Source organism: Bradyrhizobium sp. SZCCHNR1053 (assembly GCF_032381235.1).
Classification (GTDB): Bacteria; Pseudomonadota; Alphaproteobacteria; order Rhizobiales; family Xanthobacteraceae; genus Bradyrhizobium.
In genome coordinates, this window is record NZ_JAUHJM010000004.1 from 419,735 (window position 1) to 439,360 (window position 19,626).

At 65.8% G+C, this 19,626-nt stretch carries 15 protein-coding genes; 5 read left to right on the plus strand and 10 right to left on the minus strand.

Translation table 11 applies throughout. The annotated features are described in order from the left end of the window. Positions 1-12: 12 nt before the first annotated feature. Entirely contained in the window at positions 13-3,135 is a 3,123-nt protein-coding gene (locus QX051_RS13900; RefSeq protein ID WP_315776506.1) for a CusA/CzcA family heavy metal efflux RND transporter, read from the plus strand. Here QX051_RS13900 and QX051_RS13905 read toward each other — a convergent pair. From QX051_RS13905 to QX051_RS13940, 8 genes are all read right to left on the minus strand, one after another. Then, positions 3,132-3,833: an ABC transporter ATP-binding protein gene (locus QX051_RS13905; RefSeq protein WP_315737322.1), complete on the minus strand. Its 702-nt coding sequence runs from the start codon at positions 3,831-3,833 to the stop codon at positions 3,132-3,134. The two genes, QX051_RS13900 and QX051_RS13905, sit on opposite strands and share 4 nt — an antisense overlap. Then, complete coding sequence (locus QX051_RS13910) at positions 3,830-5,605, minus strand: branched-chain amino acid ABC transporter ATP-binding protein/permease (protein ID WP_315776507.1); 1,776 nt, start codon at positions 5,603-5,605, stop codon at positions 3,830-3,832. Before QX051_RS13910 ends, QX051_RS13905 begins: the two co-directional genes overlap by 4 nt. A gap of 34 nt (positions 5,606-5,639) precedes the next feature. Then, positions 5,640-6,476 (minus strand): branched-chain amino acid ABC transporter permease, encoded by an 837-nt coding sequence (locus QX051_RS13915; RefSeq protein ID WP_315776508.1) that lies wholly within the window; start codon positions 6,474-6,476, stop codon positions 5,640-5,642. A 62-nt stretch (positions 6,477-6,538) separates the two neighbouring features. Continuing rightward, entirely contained in the window at positions 6,539-7,699 is a 1,161-nt protein-coding gene (locus QX051_RS13920) for a substrate-binding protein (protein WP_315776510.1), read from the minus strand. 46 nt (positions 7,700-7,745) lie between these two features. Beyond that, positions 7,746-8,621, minus strand: a complete 876-nt coding sequence (locus QX051_RS13925) for a nitrilase family protein (protein ID WP_315776511.1) — start codon at positions 8,619-8,621, stop codon at positions 7,746-7,748. 240 nt (positions 8,622-8,861) lie between these two features. Beyond that, positions 8,862-9,485, minus strand: a complete 624-nt coding sequence (locus QX051_RS13930) for an ANTAR domain-containing response regulator (RefSeq protein ID WP_231326261.1) — start codon at positions 9,483-9,485, stop codon at positions 8,862-8,864. 14 nt (positions 9,486-9,499) lie between these two features. Further along, a complete protein-coding gene (locus QX051_RS13935; protein ID WP_315776512.1) occupies positions 9,500-10,675 on the minus strand; it encodes a transporter substrate-binding domain-containing protein in 1,176 nt (391 codons plus the stop codon). 572 nt (positions 10,676-11,247) lie between these two features. Next, entirely contained in the window at positions 11,248-11,433 is a 186-nt protein-coding gene (locus QX051_RS13940; protein WP_315737329.1) for a hypothetical protein, read from the minus strand. Positions 11,434-11,458: 25 nt separating this feature from the next. Here QX051_RS13940 and QX051_RS13945 point away from each other — a divergent pair, with 25 nt between their 5' ends. Further along, entirely contained in the window at positions 11,459-12,538 is a 1,080-nt protein-coding gene (locus tag QX051_RS13945; protein ID WP_315776513.1) for an AI-2E family transporter, read from the plus strand. A 301-nt stretch (positions 12,539-12,839) separates the two neighbouring features. Further along, positions 12,840-13,964, plus strand: a complete 1,125-nt coding sequence (locus QX051_RS13950) for a fatty acid desaturase (RefSeq protein ID WP_315737331.1) — start codon at positions 12,840-12,842, stop codon at positions 13,962-13,964. Positions 13,965-14,247: 283 nt separating this feature from the next. Here the strand turns inward: QX051_RS13950 and QX051_RS13955 are convergent, their stop codons facing one another. Both QX051_RS13955 and ilvD read right to left on the minus strand, forming a co-directional pair. Next, positions 14,248-15,213, minus strand: coding sequence for an amidohydrolase family protein (locus tag QX051_RS13955; protein ID WP_315776514.1), 966 nt, complete (start codon positions 15,211-15,213; stop codon positions 14,248-14,250). Between the two features lie 216 nt (positions 15,214-15,429). After that, positions 15,430-17,271, minus strand: a complete 1,842-nt coding sequence (gene ilvD / locus QX051_RS13960; protein ID WP_315737333.1) for a dihydroxy-acid dehydratase — start codon at positions 17,269-17,271, stop codon at positions 15,430-15,432. Positions 17,272-17,593: 322 nt separating this feature from the next. Between ilvD and QX051_RS13965 the strand changes: the two genes are divergently transcribed. Both QX051_RS13965 and QX051_RS13970 read left to right on the plus strand, forming a co-directional pair. Next, positions 17,594-17,959 carry a copper resistance protein CopC gene (locus tag QX051_RS13965; RefSeq protein WP_315776515.1) on the plus strand — a complete coding sequence of 122 codons (366 nt, stop codon included), beginning with the start codon at positions 17,594-17,596 and terminating at the stop codon, positions 17,957-17,959. 2 nt (positions 17,960-17,961) lie between these two features. Next, positions 17,962-19,620, plus strand: a complete 1,659-nt coding sequence (locus QX051_RS13970) for a copper resistance D family protein (RefSeq protein ID WP_315776516.1) — start codon at positions 17,962-17,964, stop codon at positions 19,618-19,620. Positions 19,621-19,626 lie beyond the last annotated feature (6 nt).

Sequence of the window (19,626 nt, forward strand, 5' to 3'; positions counted from 1 at the left end):
GTGCCGATCTGAATGGACCGTCTCGTCGCCATCGCCGTTCAGCGGCGCTTCCTGATGGTCGGAATGTTCGTCGCCGTCCTGATCGGAGGTCTGATCGCATTCCGCCAGCTCAACATCGAGGCCTATCCAGATCCGACCCCGCCGATGGTCGACATCGTGACGCAGAGCCCCGGCCTCTCGGCCGAGGAGATCGAGCGCTACATTACGATCCCGATCGAGACCCAGGTCGCGGGCATCAAGAACCTGCGCACCATCCGCACGATCTCGCTGTACGGCCTGTCCGACGTCAAGCTGCAGTTCTCGTTCGACTACACCTACGATGAAGCCTTGCAGCAGGTGCTGAATCGCCTGTCGCAACTGTCGCCGCTGCCGGGCAACGTCACGCCGCAGATCTCACCGCTCAGCGCGGTCGGCGAAATCTATCGCTATCGCTTGCGCGGTCCGCCGGGCTACAGCGTGCTCGACCTCAAGACCTTGCAGGACTGGGTGCTACAGCGCCGCTTCCGCGCGGTGCCTGGCGTCATCGACGTCACCGGCTGGGGCGGCAAGACCAAGACCTATGAGATCCAGGTCGACTTCAACAAGCTCGTCGCGAACGGCCTGACCCTGCCGCAGCTCTTGCAGGCGGTCGGCAACTCCAACATCAACGTCGGCGGCAACACGGTCGAGATCGGCACGCAGTCGGCGGTCGTGCGCGGTGTCGGCCTGATCCGCTCGATGGACGACCTCGCCAACACCATGGTGTCGCAGAGCGGCGGCAACCCGGTGCTGGTGAAGGACGTCGCCAACGTCACGGTAGCGGAGAAGCCGCGGCTCGGCATCGCCGGCCTCAACGACAACGACGACATCGTCCAGGGCATTGTGCTGATGCGGCGCGGCGAGCAGAGCTCGCCGACGATCGCCCGCGTCGAGCAACTGGTCGATCAGATCAACAATTCGACGATCCTGCCGCCGGGCGTGCGTATCGAGCGCATCTACGACCGCAAGGACCTGATCGACACCACGACCCATACCGTGCTGCACAACATGGTCGTCGGCATCGGCCTGATCGTGCTGCTGCAGTGGATTTTCCTGGGCAATCTGCGCAGCGCGCTGATCGTCGGCGCCACCATTCCGTTCGCGCTGTTCTTTGCCGTCATCATCCTGGTGCTGCGCGGCGAGTCCGCCAACCTGCTGTCGGTCGGTGCAATCGATTTCGGCCTGATCGTCGATGCCACCGTGATTATGGTCGAGGCGATCTTCCGCCGGCTGACGCAGACCACGCCGCTATCGGCAGCCGAGGAGAGCCACATCTCACCGGAAACGATGATGGGCATGAAGGGCCACGCGATCCTGTCGGCCGCGGCGGACGTGTCGCGCTCGATCTTCTTTGCCGCAGCCATCATCATCGCCGCGTTTCTGCCGCTGTTCACGCTCAGCGGCGTCGAGGGCAACATCTTTGGGCCGATGGCGCGCACCTACGCCTATGCGCTCGCCGGCGGTCTGCTCGCGACCTTCACGGTCACGCCCGCGCTCAGTGCGATCATCCTTCCGGCGCATGTCGAGGAGACCGAGACGCGGCTGATGCGGCTGCTGCACGCGATCTATTCGCCGGTGCTGCGCTGGGCTGTCGGCAATCGCAACCTGGTGATGACCGGCGCGATCGGCCTCGTATTGCTGACGGTGGTGGTTGGCCGACTGCTGGGCTTGGAATTCCTGCCCAAGCTGGAGGAGGGCAATCTCTGGATCCGTGCGACCCTGCCGCCGACGATCTCGCTGCAGGAAGGCAACGCCTACGTCAACGAGATGCGCAAGATCATCCGCGCGCGGCCCGAGGTCGATGCGGTGGTCTCGCAGCACGGCCGTCCCGACGACGGCACCGATGCCGCGGGCTTCTTCAATGCCGAGTTCTTCGCGCCGCTGAAGCCGGTCAAGGACTGGCCCGGCACCAAGGACAAGGACCAGCTCACTGCGGAGCTGCTGAAGCAGCTCGACGACCGCTTTCCCGGTGTCGAGTTCAACTTCTCGCAATATCTGCAGGACAACGTCTCGGAAGCCGTGTCCGGCGTGAAGGGTGAGAACTCGATCAAGCTCTATGGCAATGATCTGCAGGCGCTGACGGACACCGCCAACAAGATCAAGCAGGTGCTGTCCACCGTGCAGGGCGTCACCGACCTTGCGGTGTTCACCTCGCTCGGACAGCCGACGGTCCAGATCGACATCGACCGCGCCAAGGCTGCACGCTATGGGCTGGCGCCCGGCGACATCAACGCCACCATCAAGGTGGCGATCGGCGGCGACACTGCGGGCGATCTCTACGAGCCGGGCAGCGACCGGCATTTCCCGATCATCGTCCGTCTGGCGCCGGAATATCGCAAGAGTGCGGAGGCGATCGAGAATTTGCGCATCGGCGCGCAGGGGCCGAACGGCATCACCCAGATTCCGCTGAGCGAGGTCGCGACCATCAAGCTGGTCTCGGGCGCGGCCTATATCTATCGCGAGCAGCAGGAGCGCTATCTGCCGATCAAGTTCTCGGTCCGCGAGCGCGATCTCGGCAGTGCGATCCAGGAGGCGCAGCAGAAGGTCGCCGAGCAGGTGCAGTTGCCGCCGGGCTCACGCGTCGAGTGGGTCGGCGAGTTCGGCAATCTGCAGGACGCAATCAAACGGTTGTCGATCGTGGTGCCGATCAGCCTCGCTCTGATCGGCGTGCTCTTGTGGTTCAATTTCGGCTCGATGGTCGACACGCTGCTGGCGATGAGCGTGATCCCGATGGCGATCTTCGGCGGCGTCGTCGGCCTCGTGTTGTCGGGCATTCCGTTCAGCGTGTCGGCCGCGATCGGCTTCATCGCGCTGTTCGGCATCGCCGTGATGGACGGCATCATCATCCTGTCGCAGTTTAACCAGCTGATCGACGAGGGCGTCGACCGCATCGAGGCGGTCATCCGCACCGGCGAATTGCAGCTTCGTCCGGTGCTGATGACCTGCGTCGTCGCCGGCATCGGCCTGATGCCGGCCGCGGTGTCGACCGGCATCGGCTCGCAGGTGCAGAAGCCGCTTGCGATCGTCGTGGTCACCGGCATGATGCTGGCGCCGGTGGTCATCCTCATCACGCTGCCGGTCCTGATCTCGCTGTTCTCGCGGCGACGGGTCCACTAGATGCGCATGTGCTCGTCGATGCGCGCGGCGGAGTCACGATCGACTGCGGCGGCATCGACGATCTCGCCGCGCTTGAACACGAGGTATCTGTCGCTGATCGAAAGCGCGAACGGCAGATGCTGCTCGACCACGATCATGGAGGTGCCGATCTCGCGCCGGACCCGCACCAGCACCTCGGACAGCCGGTCGACGACGGACGGCTGCAGACCTTCCGTGACCTCGTCGAGCAGCAGCACGTCGGGCTTCGCCATCAGCGCGCGCGCCACGATCAGCATCTTCTGCTCGCCGCCGGACAGCGTGCCGGCCCGCTGGCTCAGCCGCTTGGTCAGCACCGGAAACCAGCCGCCGACCTGCTCGAAACGCGCGGTCATGTCATCGTCCGTGAGCACCCCAAGTCTGAGATTGTCGCGCACCGACAGGTCCTGGAACAGCGCATGTTCCTGGGGAACATAGACCAGCCCCATCTTCCGCTTCAGATGCGGCGCCACCCGCGTCACGTCCTTGCCTGCAAGTTTCACTCGGCCGCGCCAGGCCGGCAGGAAGCCGACGATGGCCTTGAGCAGCGAGGTCTTGCCCATGCCGTTCTTGCCGACGATGGCAAGCGTCTCGGCCTTTGCCAGTGCAAAGCCGACATTGCTGATGACCTCCGACGAGCCATAGCCGCTCGCCAGCTCGGTGACTTCCAGCGTCGCGCTCATGCCGTGGCCTCCGCATGCGGCGCGTGCTGGCCGGTATATATCTCGCGTACCAGATCGCTGTTCACGACCTCGTCGACCGAGCCGTCGAGTGCGAGGCGCCCCTGGTGCAGCACGATGATGCGCGAGGAGATCTCGCGGACAAAATCGAGATCGTGCTCGACCAGGAGGATGCAGAGCCGGTCGCGACGGGCGAGGGCGGTGAGGATGTCTGCGAAGCTCTGCCGTTCCGCGCGCGTCAGTCCGGCGGTTGGCTCATCCAGCAGCAGCACGTCGGGCTCGAGCGACAGCACCATCGCGAGCTCGAGTGCCTGCTTGAGCCCGTGGCTCAGATTGCGCGCTTCCTCATCGAGCCGCTCGCTGAGCCCGGAGCGTTCGACGACCGACATGGCTGCAGGCGGCAGCGCCAGCGTCACCGCGCGCGACGTCATTGCAGGAGGATCAGCATGTGTCCGCGCGACGCGCAGGCACTCGGCCACGGTCAGCGTCTCGAACACCGAAGCCGTCTGGAACTTGCGCCCGAGACCAAAACGGACGACGCGATCCGGCGGCAGTCGCGCAATGTCACGGCCGGCGATCGCGACGTCGCCGGTCGAGCGCTCGCGGCCGTCGGAGAGGCAACGGATTAAGGTGGTCTTGCCGGCCCCGTTGGGACCGACGAGGCTCAGCAATTCGCCGCGATATGCCGTGAACTGCACGCCGTCCAGCACTGCGAGACTGCCATAGTGCTTGCCGAGTGCGCGAACTTCGATTGCAACGGCGTCCGGATTGCTGACCGCCGTGGCGGCGGCGGCCGGGCGCAGCGTCGTCGCAGTGCTCCGTCCCGAACCACCGCGCTTGAACAGGCGCATCACAGCGCCAAGCAGGCCGTCCGGGAAGACAAGGATCACGATGATCAGCGCAAGCCCGACGATCAGCTCCCACACATAGGGGAGGCTATTGGCAAGGTAGGCGCTCGCCACCTCGATGCAAAGCGCGCCGATCACCGGACCGATCACGGTGCCGCGGCCGCCGAGCGCGACCATGATCACGAGGTTGGTTCCGAAGGCGAAGCTCGCGTTCTCGGGCGCGGCGACGCCGCCGAATCCGGCATAGAAGAAGCCGGCCAGCGCGGAGACGATCGCGGACAGCACGAGTACGATGATGCGCAGCCGCGAGGTGTCGATGCCGAGATAGGTGCAGCGCGCGTCGTTGTCGCGCAGCGCTGCAAGCAGGCGCCCGGTGTCGCTGCGCATCAGGATGAGCGCCAGCACGGCCGTGGCAAGCAGCCCGAGTCCGGCGAGGCGCAGCCAGGTCTCGATCTCCAGATCGAAGCTCTCGAAGCCGACGAGGCCGCTGGACGAGCCGGTGAAGGTGCCGCCGGAATAGAGGATCTGCACCAGCACGATCGGCACCACCAGAGAGATCACCGAGGCGTAGAGCGGTGTCGAGCCGGGATAGAACGACAGCCAGCCGGTGAAGGCAGCCACCGCCGCAGCGACGGCAACCGCGGCGGCGATCGCTGCACACACCTGCCAGGTGCCGAAGCCATATTCGGTGAACATGATTGCGAGCGCATAGGCGCCGATGCCAAAGAACGCGGACTGGCCGAAGGTCAGCGTGCCGCAATAGCCCCACATGATGTCGACGGTAATGGCGGCGATGGCGACGAAGCAGGCACGTACCAGGATGTTCACGAGGTAGGTATCGAGCAGCAGTGGCGCGATGACGATCACGCCGGCCGCGATGGCCACGAGCACCACCGGGACGATCATGCGCGGCATCGCACGGCTCATTGCGGGCGTCTCGGGCGAGGCGAGGGGGCGCGCATCAGGCACGGGCAAAACCCTCCGGCCGGATCCGCAGCACGATGGCGGCGCAGATCGCAATGGTAAGGCCGCCGAGGATCGGATTGACAAAGGTCGAGACCAGCACCTGCAGCGTGCCGAGCACGGCACAGGAGCCGGCCAGTGCCAGCAGCGAGCCGCCGGACACCATGACCAGCATGAACGCGCCGATCAGCCAGGGCACGCCCATGTTCGGATCGACGCTCGACAGCGGCGTGATCAGCGCGCCCGAAAGCGCAGCGAGCCCGCTGCCGAGCGCGAAGGTGATGAGCCTGACGCGCGAGGAATCGACGCCGAGGCCCTGCGCCAGCATTTCGTTCATGATCACGGCCTTGGTCGACAGGCCGAGCCGCGTCCCGTTGAGCAGGGCGGTGAACAGCAGGCCGACAATGATGGCCGCGACGATCATCACCAGCCGGTAGGCCGAATAGTCCGCCCCGAACAGATGGATCGTGCCTGAGATTGGCGCCTGCACGAACTGGACCTCGCGGCCGAACATCAACGTAATGAGCTGTCCGAGAACGATTCCGAGTCCCCAGGTGGCGAGGATCGCATCGAGCGGGCGCTTGTAGAGACGCCGCACGATCACGACCTCGGTGACCCCGCCGCAGACGGCGCCGGCAGCAAAGGCAAGCGGCAGGATCAGGAACCAGGGCAGGTTCAACTGCGTGCCGACCAGCGCGGCATAGGCGCCGATGGTGAGAAAGGCGGCATGGGCGAAATTGATGATCTTCATGACGCCGAACACGATCAGGAGACCGGCGGCGATGATGAAGAGCATGGCGGCCGTCGTGACGGCATCAAGGGCGACGGTCAGCATGGTCATTTCCAGTCGAGAGGTTGCGAGGCGGACGCGCGTCCGCCCCGCGGGAGCATACGCGATCAGGACTTGCCCGGGCACTGCGCGCCGGGATCGACGTTCTGGAAGCTCTGGATCACCTTCACGCTGCCGTCGGCCTGGACCTGGCCGAGATACATGGTCAGCGGCGCATGGCGCTGCTTGTCCATCCTGATCGTGCCGCGCGGGCCGTCGACCGAGACCTCGGCCAACGCCTTCAGGACCTTGTCCTGGTCGGTGCTGCCGGCCTTCTCGACCGCCGCCTTGTAGGCGTAGACCGCCTCATATTCCGGGACCGAGAGATCGTTCGGCGTCTTGAGCTCGGCGCCGAACTTCTTGGCCATCGCCGCCAGGAACGTCTTGTTGGCGGGCGTGTCGATGCCGGTTACGTAGGAGGCGGAGAGGAAGATGCCGGCGGCATCAGCGCCCATGCCCTTGGCGGTGCCCTCGTCGACGGCGAGGTTGCCGTAAGGCAGATTCACGCCGGCGGCGCGCAGCTGCTTGGTCAGTGTCACGTTTGGTGCGCCGCCCGCGGTCGAGGTGATCAGCGCGTCCGCACCCGATGCCTTGAGCTTGGAGATGATCGACGTCCAGTCGGAGCCATCCATCGGCAGATATTCCTCGCCGACCACCTTGCCGCCGGTCTTCTCGATGTAGCTCTTGGTGAAGCCGAGCATGCCGCGGCCGAAGGCGTAGTCGGAGCCGATCAGGAAATAGTTCTTCGCCTTCTTCTCCTTGTTGAAGTAGTCGACGATCGGCGGCACCTGCTGGTCCGGCACCCAGGCGTTGACATACAGATAGGGGCTGCAGGACTTGCCCTCGTAGAACGAGGTGTAGATGTAGGGCGTCTTGCCGCGGGCGACGATCGGCAGGCCGGCATTGCGGGCCGCGCTGGTCTCCATCGAGATCAGCACGTTGACCTTCTTCTGGAAGATCAGTGCGTCGAATGCCTTCTGCGCGCCGGCGGCGCCCGAGGCGTCATCGGCAACCTCGAGCGCGAGCTTGCGGCCGAGCACGCCGCCCTTGGCGTTGATCTCCTCAACTGCGAGCTCGGCCGACTGCACGACCGAGGGAGCGACGACGGAGTTGGCGCCGGACAGGCCGACGGGGACGCCGATCTTGATCGGATCGGCAGCCAGAGCAGGCGAGAGGGCTGTTGCCGCAAGGGCGAGCGCCAGCGAGGTGGTGATCAAACGCGACGTCATCGATGGTCCTCCGTGAATGGTCGAAATGAAAATTGTCGTGAAGCAGTCAGTACCAACCCCGTTTGACCTCGCTGCCGAGCATCTCGTCATAGACGTCGGAGCGGCGGTCGCGCAGGACCTGGTTGAAGGCGTTCCAGTTGCGGGCGCGGCGGGCCTCGCCGAGCGCGACGTCGGCAATCACGATCTCCTCCTTATCGCGGCTCGCGGGGCCGGCGACGGGCCAGCCGGTGTAGCTGACGATCAGGCTCTGGCCCTCGAACGGCTGGCCGCGCTCGACACCGACGCGGTCAGCGCAGGCGATGAAGATCGAGTTGGAATGCGCCGCCGCCATCGCCAGAATGTTGGCCATGGCCTCGCGGCCCGGCACCTGGCCGGGGATCGGAACCCAGTTGGTCGGCACGCAGACGATATCGGCGCCCTGCAGCGCGTTGAGGCGATAGCTCTCCGGGAACCAGCCATCGTAGCAGATCGCCATGCCGATGCGGCCGATCTCGGTGTGGTAGACGGGGAAGCCGAGATTGCCGGGCTCGAAATACAGGTTCTCCTCGTTCCACAGGTGTACCTTGCGGAACGTGCCGATATAGCCCTTCGGCCCGATCAGCACCGCGCTGTTGTAGAGCTTTGCGCCGTCGCGCTCGCAGATCCCGGCCACGAGATGCAGGCCGTGCTCGGCCGCGATCTCGCTCCAGGCCGTCACGGCGGGACCGCCAGGGATAGTCTCGGAGGCGGCGAAGGCCTCTTCGCGCGACTTGAACACGTAGCCGGAGGAGGCAAGCTCGGGGAGCACCACGAGCTTGGCGCCTCGCGCCACCGCCTGTTGGATCAGATCGAGGCTGTGGGCGAGGTTGGTTGCCAACTCGCCGACCATCGGCTGCATCTGGATGCAGGCGATCCGCACTTTGCTGTCGTCATCCGTCGTCAAGGCACGAGTCTCCGTTGCGTTCGCGAGGTCCGCGCGCGCCAAACAAAAAGCCCCCGACTGCGCCTTGCGGCGCAATGCGAGGGCTGCATAGCCTGATGTGAAATGGCCGACCGGCCATTGGCGGACATCCGATGTCCGCGATGGCCTCAAGTAATTCCCATGCTTGATACGAAGTCAACGCCATCGGCTGCAAAAATTTCGGGCCGCGGCTGCCCAACGCATGAGCGCGGAAACACCCGCTCAGCGCGAGGCCGGCGCATCCAGCACCCCCAGTCCTCCGAGCGTCTCCTGTGCATTGATGATGGAGATTGCGATGTCGGCCATCGCGACGCGCTTCTGCGTCGCCTGCGCGCGGATCAGCTCGTAAGCCTCGACCTCGCCGACCTGCTTCAGCCCCATCAGGATCTTCACCGCCTTGTCGACGTCGCGCCGCGCCTTCAAGGTCTCCTCCAGCTTCTGCACCTTGCCCTCGAGCCGCCGCGTATAGCCGCGCAGCGAGCGCGCCAGCACCAGCGACGACAGGATGCCGAACGAGCGGATCGGCTTGTTGACGACGCCATGTGCATTGCTGTCGAGCAGTCGCTTCAGGATGGTCGGGTTCTCGTAGTCGACGATGGCGATGAAGGTGAGGGGATGATCGCTGGTGCCCTCGGGGAAGATCATTTCCTCCGACGTCTCGATCAGCTGGAACACCGTGTCGATGTCGTGCGGGATCGCGGCCGGCGGCGGCCAGACGCCGCGGACGTTGCAGCCGATCCGCTTGAGCTGGTCGATCAGCGCGTCGCCCTCGGCATCGCGCGGATGAATCACCAGCACGCGCGCGCCGCGCAGATCCTCGATGAGCCGGCGCACGCCGGGCTTCATGCGGTCATCCGGCCTCATGCTGAGAGCGCCTCTTCGCTCAGCCAGCGGCCGCCGATCGGCGACACCGAGAGGTAGGGATCGGGCTTGATCGGGCTCTTGCTCTCCCAGACGATGTCGAACTGGCCGTCGGCGCGCACGCGCCCGATCCGCGGCGTCACCCAGACATGGTTGTTGTCGGGATCGATCCGGATCGGTCCCTCCGGCGCATCGAGGCTGAGGCCGAGCGCAGCTTCCACCAGCTTCTGGGTGTCGAGGCTGCCCGCCTGCGCCAGCGCCAGCGCGAACAGCTTGATCTGCGCATAGGCCGAGGCGCTCCACATGCTGACCGGCTTGTCGGGGCCGAAGGCGGCGGCGAACGCCGCCTTGAAGCGGTCGTTGCTGTCGCGCGCGAGCGTACCGAAATAGCTCGCCGCGGTGAGGTGACCCGCGCAGTATTCGGCGCCGATGGCGCGGACCTCGCCTTCAGCCATTGTGAGACTGGCGATGGGCAGCCGCTTCGGATCGAAGCCCGCCTGTGCATACATCCGGTAGAAGCGCTGCGCGGTACGGCCGACGATGGTCGAGAACACCACGTCGGGCGCGGCGTTCCTGATGGAGTCGAGCCCGCGTGCGAGTTCGGCGTCGGTCGCCTCCATCGTCACATATTGCTCGCCGACGACGCGGCCGGCATAGGACTCGACGAGGTCGCGCATGATGCGGTTGGATTCGCGCGGGTAGATGTAGTCCGATCCGATCATATAGACGCGCGGGCCGTGCTTGCGCACGATGTATTCGGCGAGCTGGAACGCGTTCTGGTTCGGCGCCGGTCCCGTGTAGATCACGTTCGGCGAATATTCAAAACCCTCGTAGAGCGAGGGGTACCAGAGCAGGCCGTTGCGACGCTCGATCGCCGGCAGCACCGCCTTGCGCTCGGCCGAGGTCGAGCAGCCGAAGATGACGGAGGCGCCGTCCTCGGTGAGCAGGCGGTCGGCGAGCTTGCGGAACGTTTCCGGCTGCGAGCCCGGATCATAGGCGATGACCTCGATCTCGCGGCCGAGCACGCCGCCGTCCCGGTTGATCTCCTGGATCGCCAGCGCGGTGCCGAAGAAGTGCTCGGACTCCGTGACCTCCATCAGGCCGCTGCGCGAGAACAGCACGCCGACGCGCCAGACATCCTTGTCGGATGATTTTGCGGCCGGTCTCGTCGTCATCATCATGCCTCCAGGTCAACGGGCCGGTCGGGCCGGCTCGGAAGCGCGGACTATTGCGGCTCGCCGTGCGGTTGGCAACCGGGGGCGGGGCCGCAGGCGGGGATCCCGATCAGGCAAGCCACAGCATCGCCGCGACGCCAGGGCGTCCGGATCATGCATCAGGCGGGCCCTCGACAATGATGAGGGCGCAGGGAATGCCGGGCGCTGGCCGCACCCATGGCCCGCCTGCAGAAAAAAAGCAGGCGGCAGTCACCACAGGTCAGCCGAGACATCCCGGCATTCCCTGCGCGGAGGTTTTAACGCTTATACGCGATCTCCCCGGGGACCGGCTTGATTGACCCCGTCGATCGCAGAGCTCATCAGGACTCCGCAACCTCCAGCCTCAGCACCGGGAGGCCAGGACCACGCGATTTCACGTCCGCAAGGCCATCGTTCGTCCGCACACATGATGCGCGCCGATGCCCTCGCGTCCACCGCATTGCCGGTCCAACGTCTCGTGACGACGCGTACGCCCCTCATCCGGACCGGAACGCGGACCTTATACGCCTGATTTGCTGATTTTCAGAAGCGCTTTATTTTTCGAGCAGGCTCTTGAAATCGGCGTTGTTGCTGGAACGGCAGACAAATTCGGCGTTCTGGAGCATGTTTTCGCCGGCAATGTCGCGTCGTGGCAGGGGCCAAAGTCGAATTCGAACGTTGACCATTTCGCGACCAAGCGGCAAACCGTCCGCCGTGGAGGAAGGAACGGTCCAACTCATGGTCCCGGTCCGCTAGGAAAGCCAGATGCGTAGCCTCGAAGACCGAGCCCTGCTTCTCTTGCTCGTCGCGATATCGCTGATGTTCGGGTGGATCCTGCTGCCGTTCTACGGCGCGGTTCTGTGGGGCGTCATCGGCGTCATCGTCTTCGTTCCGCTGCACCGTTGGTTGGCGCGGTCGATGCACGGCCGACACGGCCTGGCGGCGGCCGTCGTGGTGTTGATCTTCGTCGTGATCGTCATCCTTCCGCTGTCGCTGATCGGGGCGTCGCTGGCGCAGGAGGCCTCCGGAGTCTACAAACAGATGCAGTCCGGTCAGCTCGACATTGGACAGTACTTCCAGAAGATGCTGGCCGCGCTTCCGACATGGGTGGTCGATCTGCTCAATCGCTTCGGACTCGGCAGCCTCGCCGGAATGAAGGGCAAGCTGTCGGCCGTCCTGCTGAAGGGCAGCGAGGTCATTGCGAGCCAGGCGCTCGTGATCGGACAGGGTACGTTCGAAGTCTTCGTCAATCTGTTCATCATGGTCTATCTGCTGTTCTTCCTGCTGCGTGACGAAGAGACGCTATCGGAGCGCATCAAGAGCGCCATTCCGCTGCGCCCGGAGCAACGTGATGCGCTGCTGCGGAAGTTCACCGTGGTCATCCGCGCGACGGTGAAGGGCAGTCTGCTCGTCGCTCTGGCGCAAGGCGCGCTGGGCGGCCTGATGTTCTGGTTCCTCGGCATCAACGCGCCCCTGCTGTGGGCAGTCGTGATGGCCTTCCTGTCCTTGCTTCCGGCAGTGGGAGCGGGCCTCGTCTGGTTTCCGGTCGCGCTCTATCTTCTTGCCATCGGATCGATCTGGCAGGGTGTGGTTCTGATCGCCTATGGCGCCCTCGTCATCGGTCTCGTCGACAATGTCCTGCGTCCGATCCTGGTCGGACAGGACACCAAGATGCCCGACTATGTGGTGTTGATTTCGACATTGGGCGGGATCGAGGCGTTCGGCCTCAACGGGTTCGTCATCGGGCCGGTGATCGCGGCAATGTTCATCGCGATCTGGGACATCTTCTCGACCTCGCGCCGCGAGAGGGCCGTGGCGCCGGATGCCACGCGCGGGACGGGATGAGGGGAACGCGGTGCACAATGTGGAGCGCGCATTTCATCGGGCGGATTAACGGATCGTAACCCGTCCTCTCCTAGCCATGAGGCGTTCGACGGGTTAAGTTTCATTGATCCGCCGCACGCGCTCTTTACCCGTCTCCTGACGGGCGTCCACGTCCCAGACTTTCTCTTCCAGAGAGGTTCATCGTCGGGCGCACGATGAACCATTTGGCTTCGACGGCGGTTAAACCGACGATAGCTCGTGATTTCGAACTCCTGCAGCCTGTTCGGCGGTCCGCAGGGGTCCATTTGGCCGCGGTCTCGCCATGCGCGATCGCCAAGAACACAAGGTGGAGACGACATTGCAGTTCGATCAGCCAGTCGCGATGGCGATTGTGCCGCCCAAGGACCGCGCCACGCTGCGCGCCGGCGATAACGAGGGCCGCGCCGCGGCCGATGCCCGCTACTGGATGCAGATTCTCAGCAGCTACCGCACGCCAAACCGCCTGCGCAGCGTGACCGAGCTGGTGATCACCGCCGTGCCGCTGGTGGCTCTGTGGACGGCCGCCTGGTTCGCGTTCTCGCTCGGCCATGCCTGGGCTTCGTTGCTCATCGCGATCCCCGCCGGCGGTTTCCTGGTGCGTCTGTTCATGATCCAGCACGATTGCGGCCATGGCACCTTCTTCGCCGGGCGTCAGGCGAACGACTGGGTCGGCCGTGTCCTCGGTGTGCTGACCCTGACGCCCTACGACTGGTGGCGGCGCACCCATGCGATCCACCACGCCACCAGCGGCAACCTCGATCGGCGCGGAATCGGCGACATCGATACGTTGACCGTGCGGGAATATCAGGCGCGGTCGGCCTGGGCGCGGCTGCGCTACCGGCTGTACCGCCACCCGCTGGTCATGTTCGTGGCAGGGCCTGCGTATTTGTTCTTCCTGCAGCACCGTCTGCCGTTCGGTCTCATGCGGGCCGGCTGGTCGCCCTGGATCAGCACGATGGCCACCAATTTCGGCATTGCCCTGGTGGTTGCCGGGCTGATGTGGCTCATCGGCATCCAGGCGTTCCTGGTCGTGCATCTCCCGATCATGCTGCTCGCCGCCATGGCCGGCGTGTGGCTGTTCTATGTCCAGCATCAGTTCGAGCACACCGTCTGGGAGCGGGACGAGCGCTGGACGATGCAGCAGGCCGCGCTCTACGGCAGCTCACATTACGACCTGCCGGGATGGCTGCACTGGCTGACCGCCAATATCGGCATCCACCACGTCCACCATCTCTCGAGCCGGATTCCCTATTACCGGCTGCCGGTCGTGCTGCGCGATCATCCCGAGCTGCGCGAGATCGGCCGCATCACGCTGCCGGAGAGCCTGCGCTGCGTCCGGCTGGTGCTGTGGGACGAGTCGCAGCGCCGGCTGGTGTCGTTCCGCGAAGCCAGGATGGCGAGGCGCTAGAGCCCCGGGAATCGTAGGGTGGGCAAAGCGACGCCGTCAGGCGGCGCGTGCCCACCGACGGCGCCGTTCAGTGACGGCGGTGGGCACGGCGCGCGATACTGCGGTGCAAGCCGAGATCGCGGTGGAGCGCGCCTTTGCCCACCCTACGATTGCTTCGCTGCGCCGCTGCGCTCGCAATCAAAGTATGTAGGGCGGATTAGCGCAGCGTAATCCGCCAATGGGCGGCGTAGCATCGTGCGGCGGGTTACGCTGCGCTAACCCGCCCTACGGACTAACAACGCCATCAAAACCCGTACAGCCGCGCCGGATTGTCGACCAGGATCTTCTTGCGGATCGCGGCATCCGGGGCCCAGACCGGGAGCTGGTTCATCAGCCGGCCGTCGTCGATCGGATAGAACGGCCTGACATCCGTGACCTTCAGCTCCGGATGCGGCGACGAATCCGGGTGCGGCCAGTCGGTGCCCCAGACGATGCGGTCGGGGTTGGCTTCGATCAGGGCCTTCGCGAACGGGATCACGTCCGCGTAGTCGGGGCCGCGGGTCGAGGCGCGATAGGCGCCGGAGATCTTTACATAGGCCTTGCCGCTGCGGACGAGCTCGACCAGATCGGCAAAGCCCGGCTGCCCGAGGCCGAGATCAGCCTGCGCGCCGCCGAAATGATCGAACACGGCCGTCACGGGCGATTGCATCACGAGGTCCTTGATGGCCGCGATCATCGCCGTGTTGGTGTAGAGCTGGACATGCCAGCCGCGCGCCTTCATCCGCTCGACCGCGACATGGAAGCGGGCGCGGCCGACATTGGGGTCGTTGATGCCACCGGTCGCGAGATTGAGGCGGATGCCGCGGAAGCCCTCGGCATGCATGGCATCCAATTGCGCCTCGGTGGTCTTGTCGTCGATGACCGCGACGCCGCGCGCGTCATTGCCGCGCGCCTTCATGCCGTACAGCGTCGCAGAGTTGTCGGTGCCGTAGACGCTCGGCGTCACGATCACCACGCGCTGGATATGTAGAGCCTTGTGCAGCGCCGCCATCTCGTCGGGCAGGGCCGGCTCCGGCGTGTAGACCCGGCTCGCCGCAAACGGAAATTTTTCGGGGTCGCCGTGGATGTGGGTGTGGCAGTCGCAGGCCTGTGGCGGCACGTCGAAATCGACCGGGGTCGAAGGTTGCGCCGGCTTGGCGCGCGCGGCTGTCGTGGTCATCGTCACTCCGGCGGCAAGCGAGGCGAGCAGCAGGCTGCGGCGGTTCAGCATGGCGATCCTTCCCAGGGCTTGGCGCGTGCATTGTGGCTGACGCGCTCATTGTCGATGAAGGGAGCCTGAACCCGCTGTCGTCAGTGGGCAAGAACGAAGTGCGGCATGGCTGTTCGCAGGACGAGAGCGAGACGAGGAAGTCTATGGTGAGGCCGCGGCCGCCGGCCGCAGCAACCGGTCGGAAAGGACCGGTGCTGCCGACCGAACAGATCGGTCTTACTCCTTGACGATGCGCACCGCGCCCTTGGCGGCGCTCGACGCGAACGCGGCGTAGGCCTTCAGCGCGGTCGAGACCTTGCGAGCGCGCGTCTTCGGCTTCCAGGCTTGATCGCCCTTCGCCGCCATCGCTGCGCGGCGGTTGGCGAGCTCCTCATCCGACACTGCGAGATGGATGGTGCGGTTGGGGATGTCGATCTCGATGCGGTCGCCGTCCTGGACGAGGCCGATCAGGCCGCCCTCGGCAGCTTCCGGCGAGACGTGGCCGATCGAGAGCCCCGAGGTGCCGCCGGAGAAGCGGCCGTCGGTGATCAGCGCACAGGCTTTGCCGAGGCCCTTCGACTTCAGATAGCTGGTCGGATACAGCATCTCCTGCATGCCCGGGCCGCCGCGCGGGCCCTCATAGATGATGACGACGACGTCGCCTGCCTTGATCTTGTTGGTCAGGATGGCTTCGACCGCGGCGTCCTGGCTCTCCATGACGCGCGCAGGGCCGGAGAACTTCAGGATCGAGGCATCGACGCCCGCGGTCTTCACGATGCAGCCGTCGCGCGCGATGTTGCCGGTCAGCACGGCCAAGCCGCCGTCCTTGGAATAGGCGTGCTCGATGTCGCGGATGCAGCCTTTCTCGCGGTCGAGATCGAGCTCCTCGTAGCGGCGGTCCTGGCTGAAGGCGACCTGCGTCGGCACGCCGCCGGGCGCGGCTTGATAGAAGTTCTTCACGCTCTCGCTCGCGGTCCGGCGGATGTCCCAACGCTCCAGCGCAGCCGCCAGCGAAGTCGAATGCACGCTCGGCAATTCCGTGTGCAGCAGGCCGGCGCGGGCGAGCTCGCCGAGGATGCCCATCACGCCGCCGGCGCGATGCACGTCCTCCATGTGCACGTCGGCCACAGCGGGCGCGACCTTGCACAGGCAAGGGACCTTGCGCGAGAGGCGATCGATATCCGTCATGGTGAAGGGGATTTCCCCCTCATGCGCGGCCGCGAGCAGATGCAGCACGGTGTTGGTCGAGCCGCCCATCGCGATGTCCAGGCTCATCGCGTTCTCGAACGCCTTGAAGTTGGCGATGTTGCGCGGGAGCACGGACGCGTCGTCCTGCTCGTAATAGCGGCGGGCGAGGTCGACGACGAGATGGCCGGCCTCGACGAACAGGCCCTTGCGGTCGGCATGGGTCGCCAGCACCGAGCCGTTGCCGGGCAGGGACAGGCCGAGCGCCTCGGTCAGGCAGTTCATCGAATTGGCGGTGAACATTCCCGAGCAGGAGCCGCAGGTGGGGCAGGCCGAGCGCTCCATCACCTCGACATCCGCGTCCGACACCTTGTCGTCGGCGGCGGTCACCATGGCGTCGATCAGATCGACCTTGCGCAGCTTGCCCGCGATGTTGACCTTGCCGGCCTCCATCGGGCCGCCCGAGACGAACACGGCCGGGATGTTGAGCCGCATCGCGGCCATCAGCATGCCAGGGGTGATCTTGTCGCAATTGGAGATGCACACCATGGCGTCGGCGCAATGCGCGTTGACCATGTACTCGACGCTGTCGGCGATCAGCTCGCGCGAGGGCAGGCTGTAGAGCATGCCGTCATGGCCCATCGCGATGCCGTCGTCGACGGCGATCGTGTCGAACTCCTTGGCGACGCCGCCGGCCTTCTCGATCTCCCGCGCGACCAGCTGGCCGAGATCCTTCAGATGCACATGGCCGGGCACGAACTGGGTGAAGGAGTTGACGACGGCGATGATCGGCTTGCCGAAATCCTCGTTGGTCATGCCGGTGGCGCGCCACAGGCCGCGGGCGCCGGCCATGTTGCGGCCATGGGTTGATGTGCGGGAGCGATAGGCGGGCATGACGGTTTCCTTAGGCGTTCCTCGGGATCAGGCAATGTTGGTCCGCGGGCGGAAAGGGTCCCGACAACCGACGGACGGCAATGATGCGGCGAGGCATACAGCGAAGTGCTTGATGATTCGACCCTAAATTTCGCTGTTCCGGGATGCCCTGCGGGCAGGGCCGGGGCCTCGTGCCGCTCCCGCAGGTTCCGGCCGGCCCCGGTCACGCGTTTGTGGCTACGTCGGGAACAGGAAGGTCGCTTAGATTAGAACGGTAGAGTTTTGTTCGTCCCGGTCTTGTCCTCGAACGTTCCTGCCGCAGCCTTCGCCGCCCGCGCGTCCCATGCCGTCCGTCATCCGCTTCCGCCACCTGCCGACCCTTGCCGCGCTGCTTCTGGGCGTTCCCGGCGCCGCCTCGGCCCATGCCATCATCGTCTCGTCGCAGCCCGCGGCGGGCGGCACCATCGAGACGCAGGCGACACTGATCCGGCTGCGCTTCAACAGCCGCATCGATCACGCCCGCTCGCGGCTGAAGCTGCGCGCGCCTGACGGAGCCGAGCAGGCGCTTACTCCGGCAGCCGACGCGCCGGCCGACGAGATCGACGCCGAGGCCAAGGCGCTCAGCCCCGGCGCCTGGCATCTGCAATGGCAGGTGCTCAGCGTCGATGGCCACATCACCCGTGGCGACATTCCTTTCAACGTGCGCTAGCCGTGTCGCTGTTGCTCGACATCTTCGGCTATCTCTCGGTGGTGCTGCGCGGCCTGACCCTGCTGGCACAGTCCTTCACCATCGGCGGCTTGGCATTTCTGCTGTTGCTGCTGCGCCCGCTACAGCAAAGGCTGTCCGCTGACGCGATCGTGGTCGGCAAGCGCGGCCAGCGTTTCCTGCGCCGAAGCGCATTCGGCTGGTTCGCGGTGGTGCTGGCCTCGCTCGCGGTCAACATGGCGGCGCTGATCGGGACGCTCGACCTGTCGCTCGGCGCGGCGGCGAGCGCGGATTTCGCCCGCTCCGGCATGGCCGTTGCCGCCTGCGCGCTCGGCATCGCCGTGCTCGCCCGGACCGGCAGTTGGGCCGCCTGGCGCGTCCTGGCGCTGACCGTGCTGGTCGTCTCAGCGCTGCTGCTGCAGCTCAACCTGACGCACGCGGCGAGCCGGCTCGAGGTACGCTGGCCGCTGCTTGCCGCCGACTTCCTGCACATGCTCGGCGCCGGCGTCTGGATCGGCGGCCTGCCGTATTTCATGATGGCGCTGAACGGCTGCAAGGCGGATGACGATCAGCGCCTGATCGGCCGGCGCTACTCGCTGATGTCGATGGTCTCGGTGGCAGCCATCGTGATCGGCGGCATTGTGATGGCGATCGCCTATCTCGGCGCGTTCGCGGCGATCTACGGCACCGCTTACGGCGTCATGACCTCGGCCAAGGTCGCGATGCTGCTGATGCTGCTCGCGCTCGGGGCAGCCAACTTCTTCGCCGTGGAGCGGCTGCGCCGTCGTGATCCCATCGCACCGCTCTCGCGCATGAGGCGCTTCGTCGAGGTCGAGCTCGGCATCGGGCTGACGGTGCTGCTCACCGCGGGCTCGCTGACCTCGCTGCCGCCGGGCATCGATCTCAGCCAGGACCGGCTGAGCTGGCAGGAGATCGTCGCGCGCGCCGCGCCGCAATGGCCGCGGCTGACGAGCCCCTCGGTCGACCAGCTCACGATCTCGCAGCTGCAGGCCAGGATCGATGCCGCCGACGCGCAGCGCGTGACCGCGCCGCAGGCCTATGTCCCCGGCGAGGGCGTGATCCTGCCGCGCAGCGCCGCCGACATCGCCTGGTCGGAATACAACCACCATTGGGCGGGCATCTTCGTCGTGCTGATCGGCGTGCTCGCGCTGATCGAGCGCTTCTCCTGGGGCCGCTGGGCCCGGCACTGGCCGCTGTTGTTCCTGGGGATGGCGGCGTTCCTATTCCTGCGCGCCGACGAGATGGCCTGGCCGCTCGGCCCGATCGGCTTCTTCGCCTCGTTGCGCGATCCCGAAGTGGCGCAGCACCGGCTGTTCGTGGTGCTGATCATTCTGTTCGGCCTGTTCGAATGGCGGGTGCGGCTGCGCGGGCAGGCGGCGGGCCGGGCGGCGCTGGTGTTTCCGCTGACGGTCGCCGCCGGCGGCGCGCTGCTGCTGACGCATTCGCACGCCATCGCCAACATCAAGGACCAGCTGCTGATCGAGATGAGCCACACGCCGCTGGCGCTGTGCGGCATCACCGCCGGCTGGGCGCGCTGGCTCGAGCTGCGCCTGGACGGCCGCATCAGCCGTGCCGCCGCCTGGGTCTGGCCGGTGGCCTTCGTGCTGGTCGGGCTGATCCTGCTGGATTATCGCGAGGCGTAAAGAGCC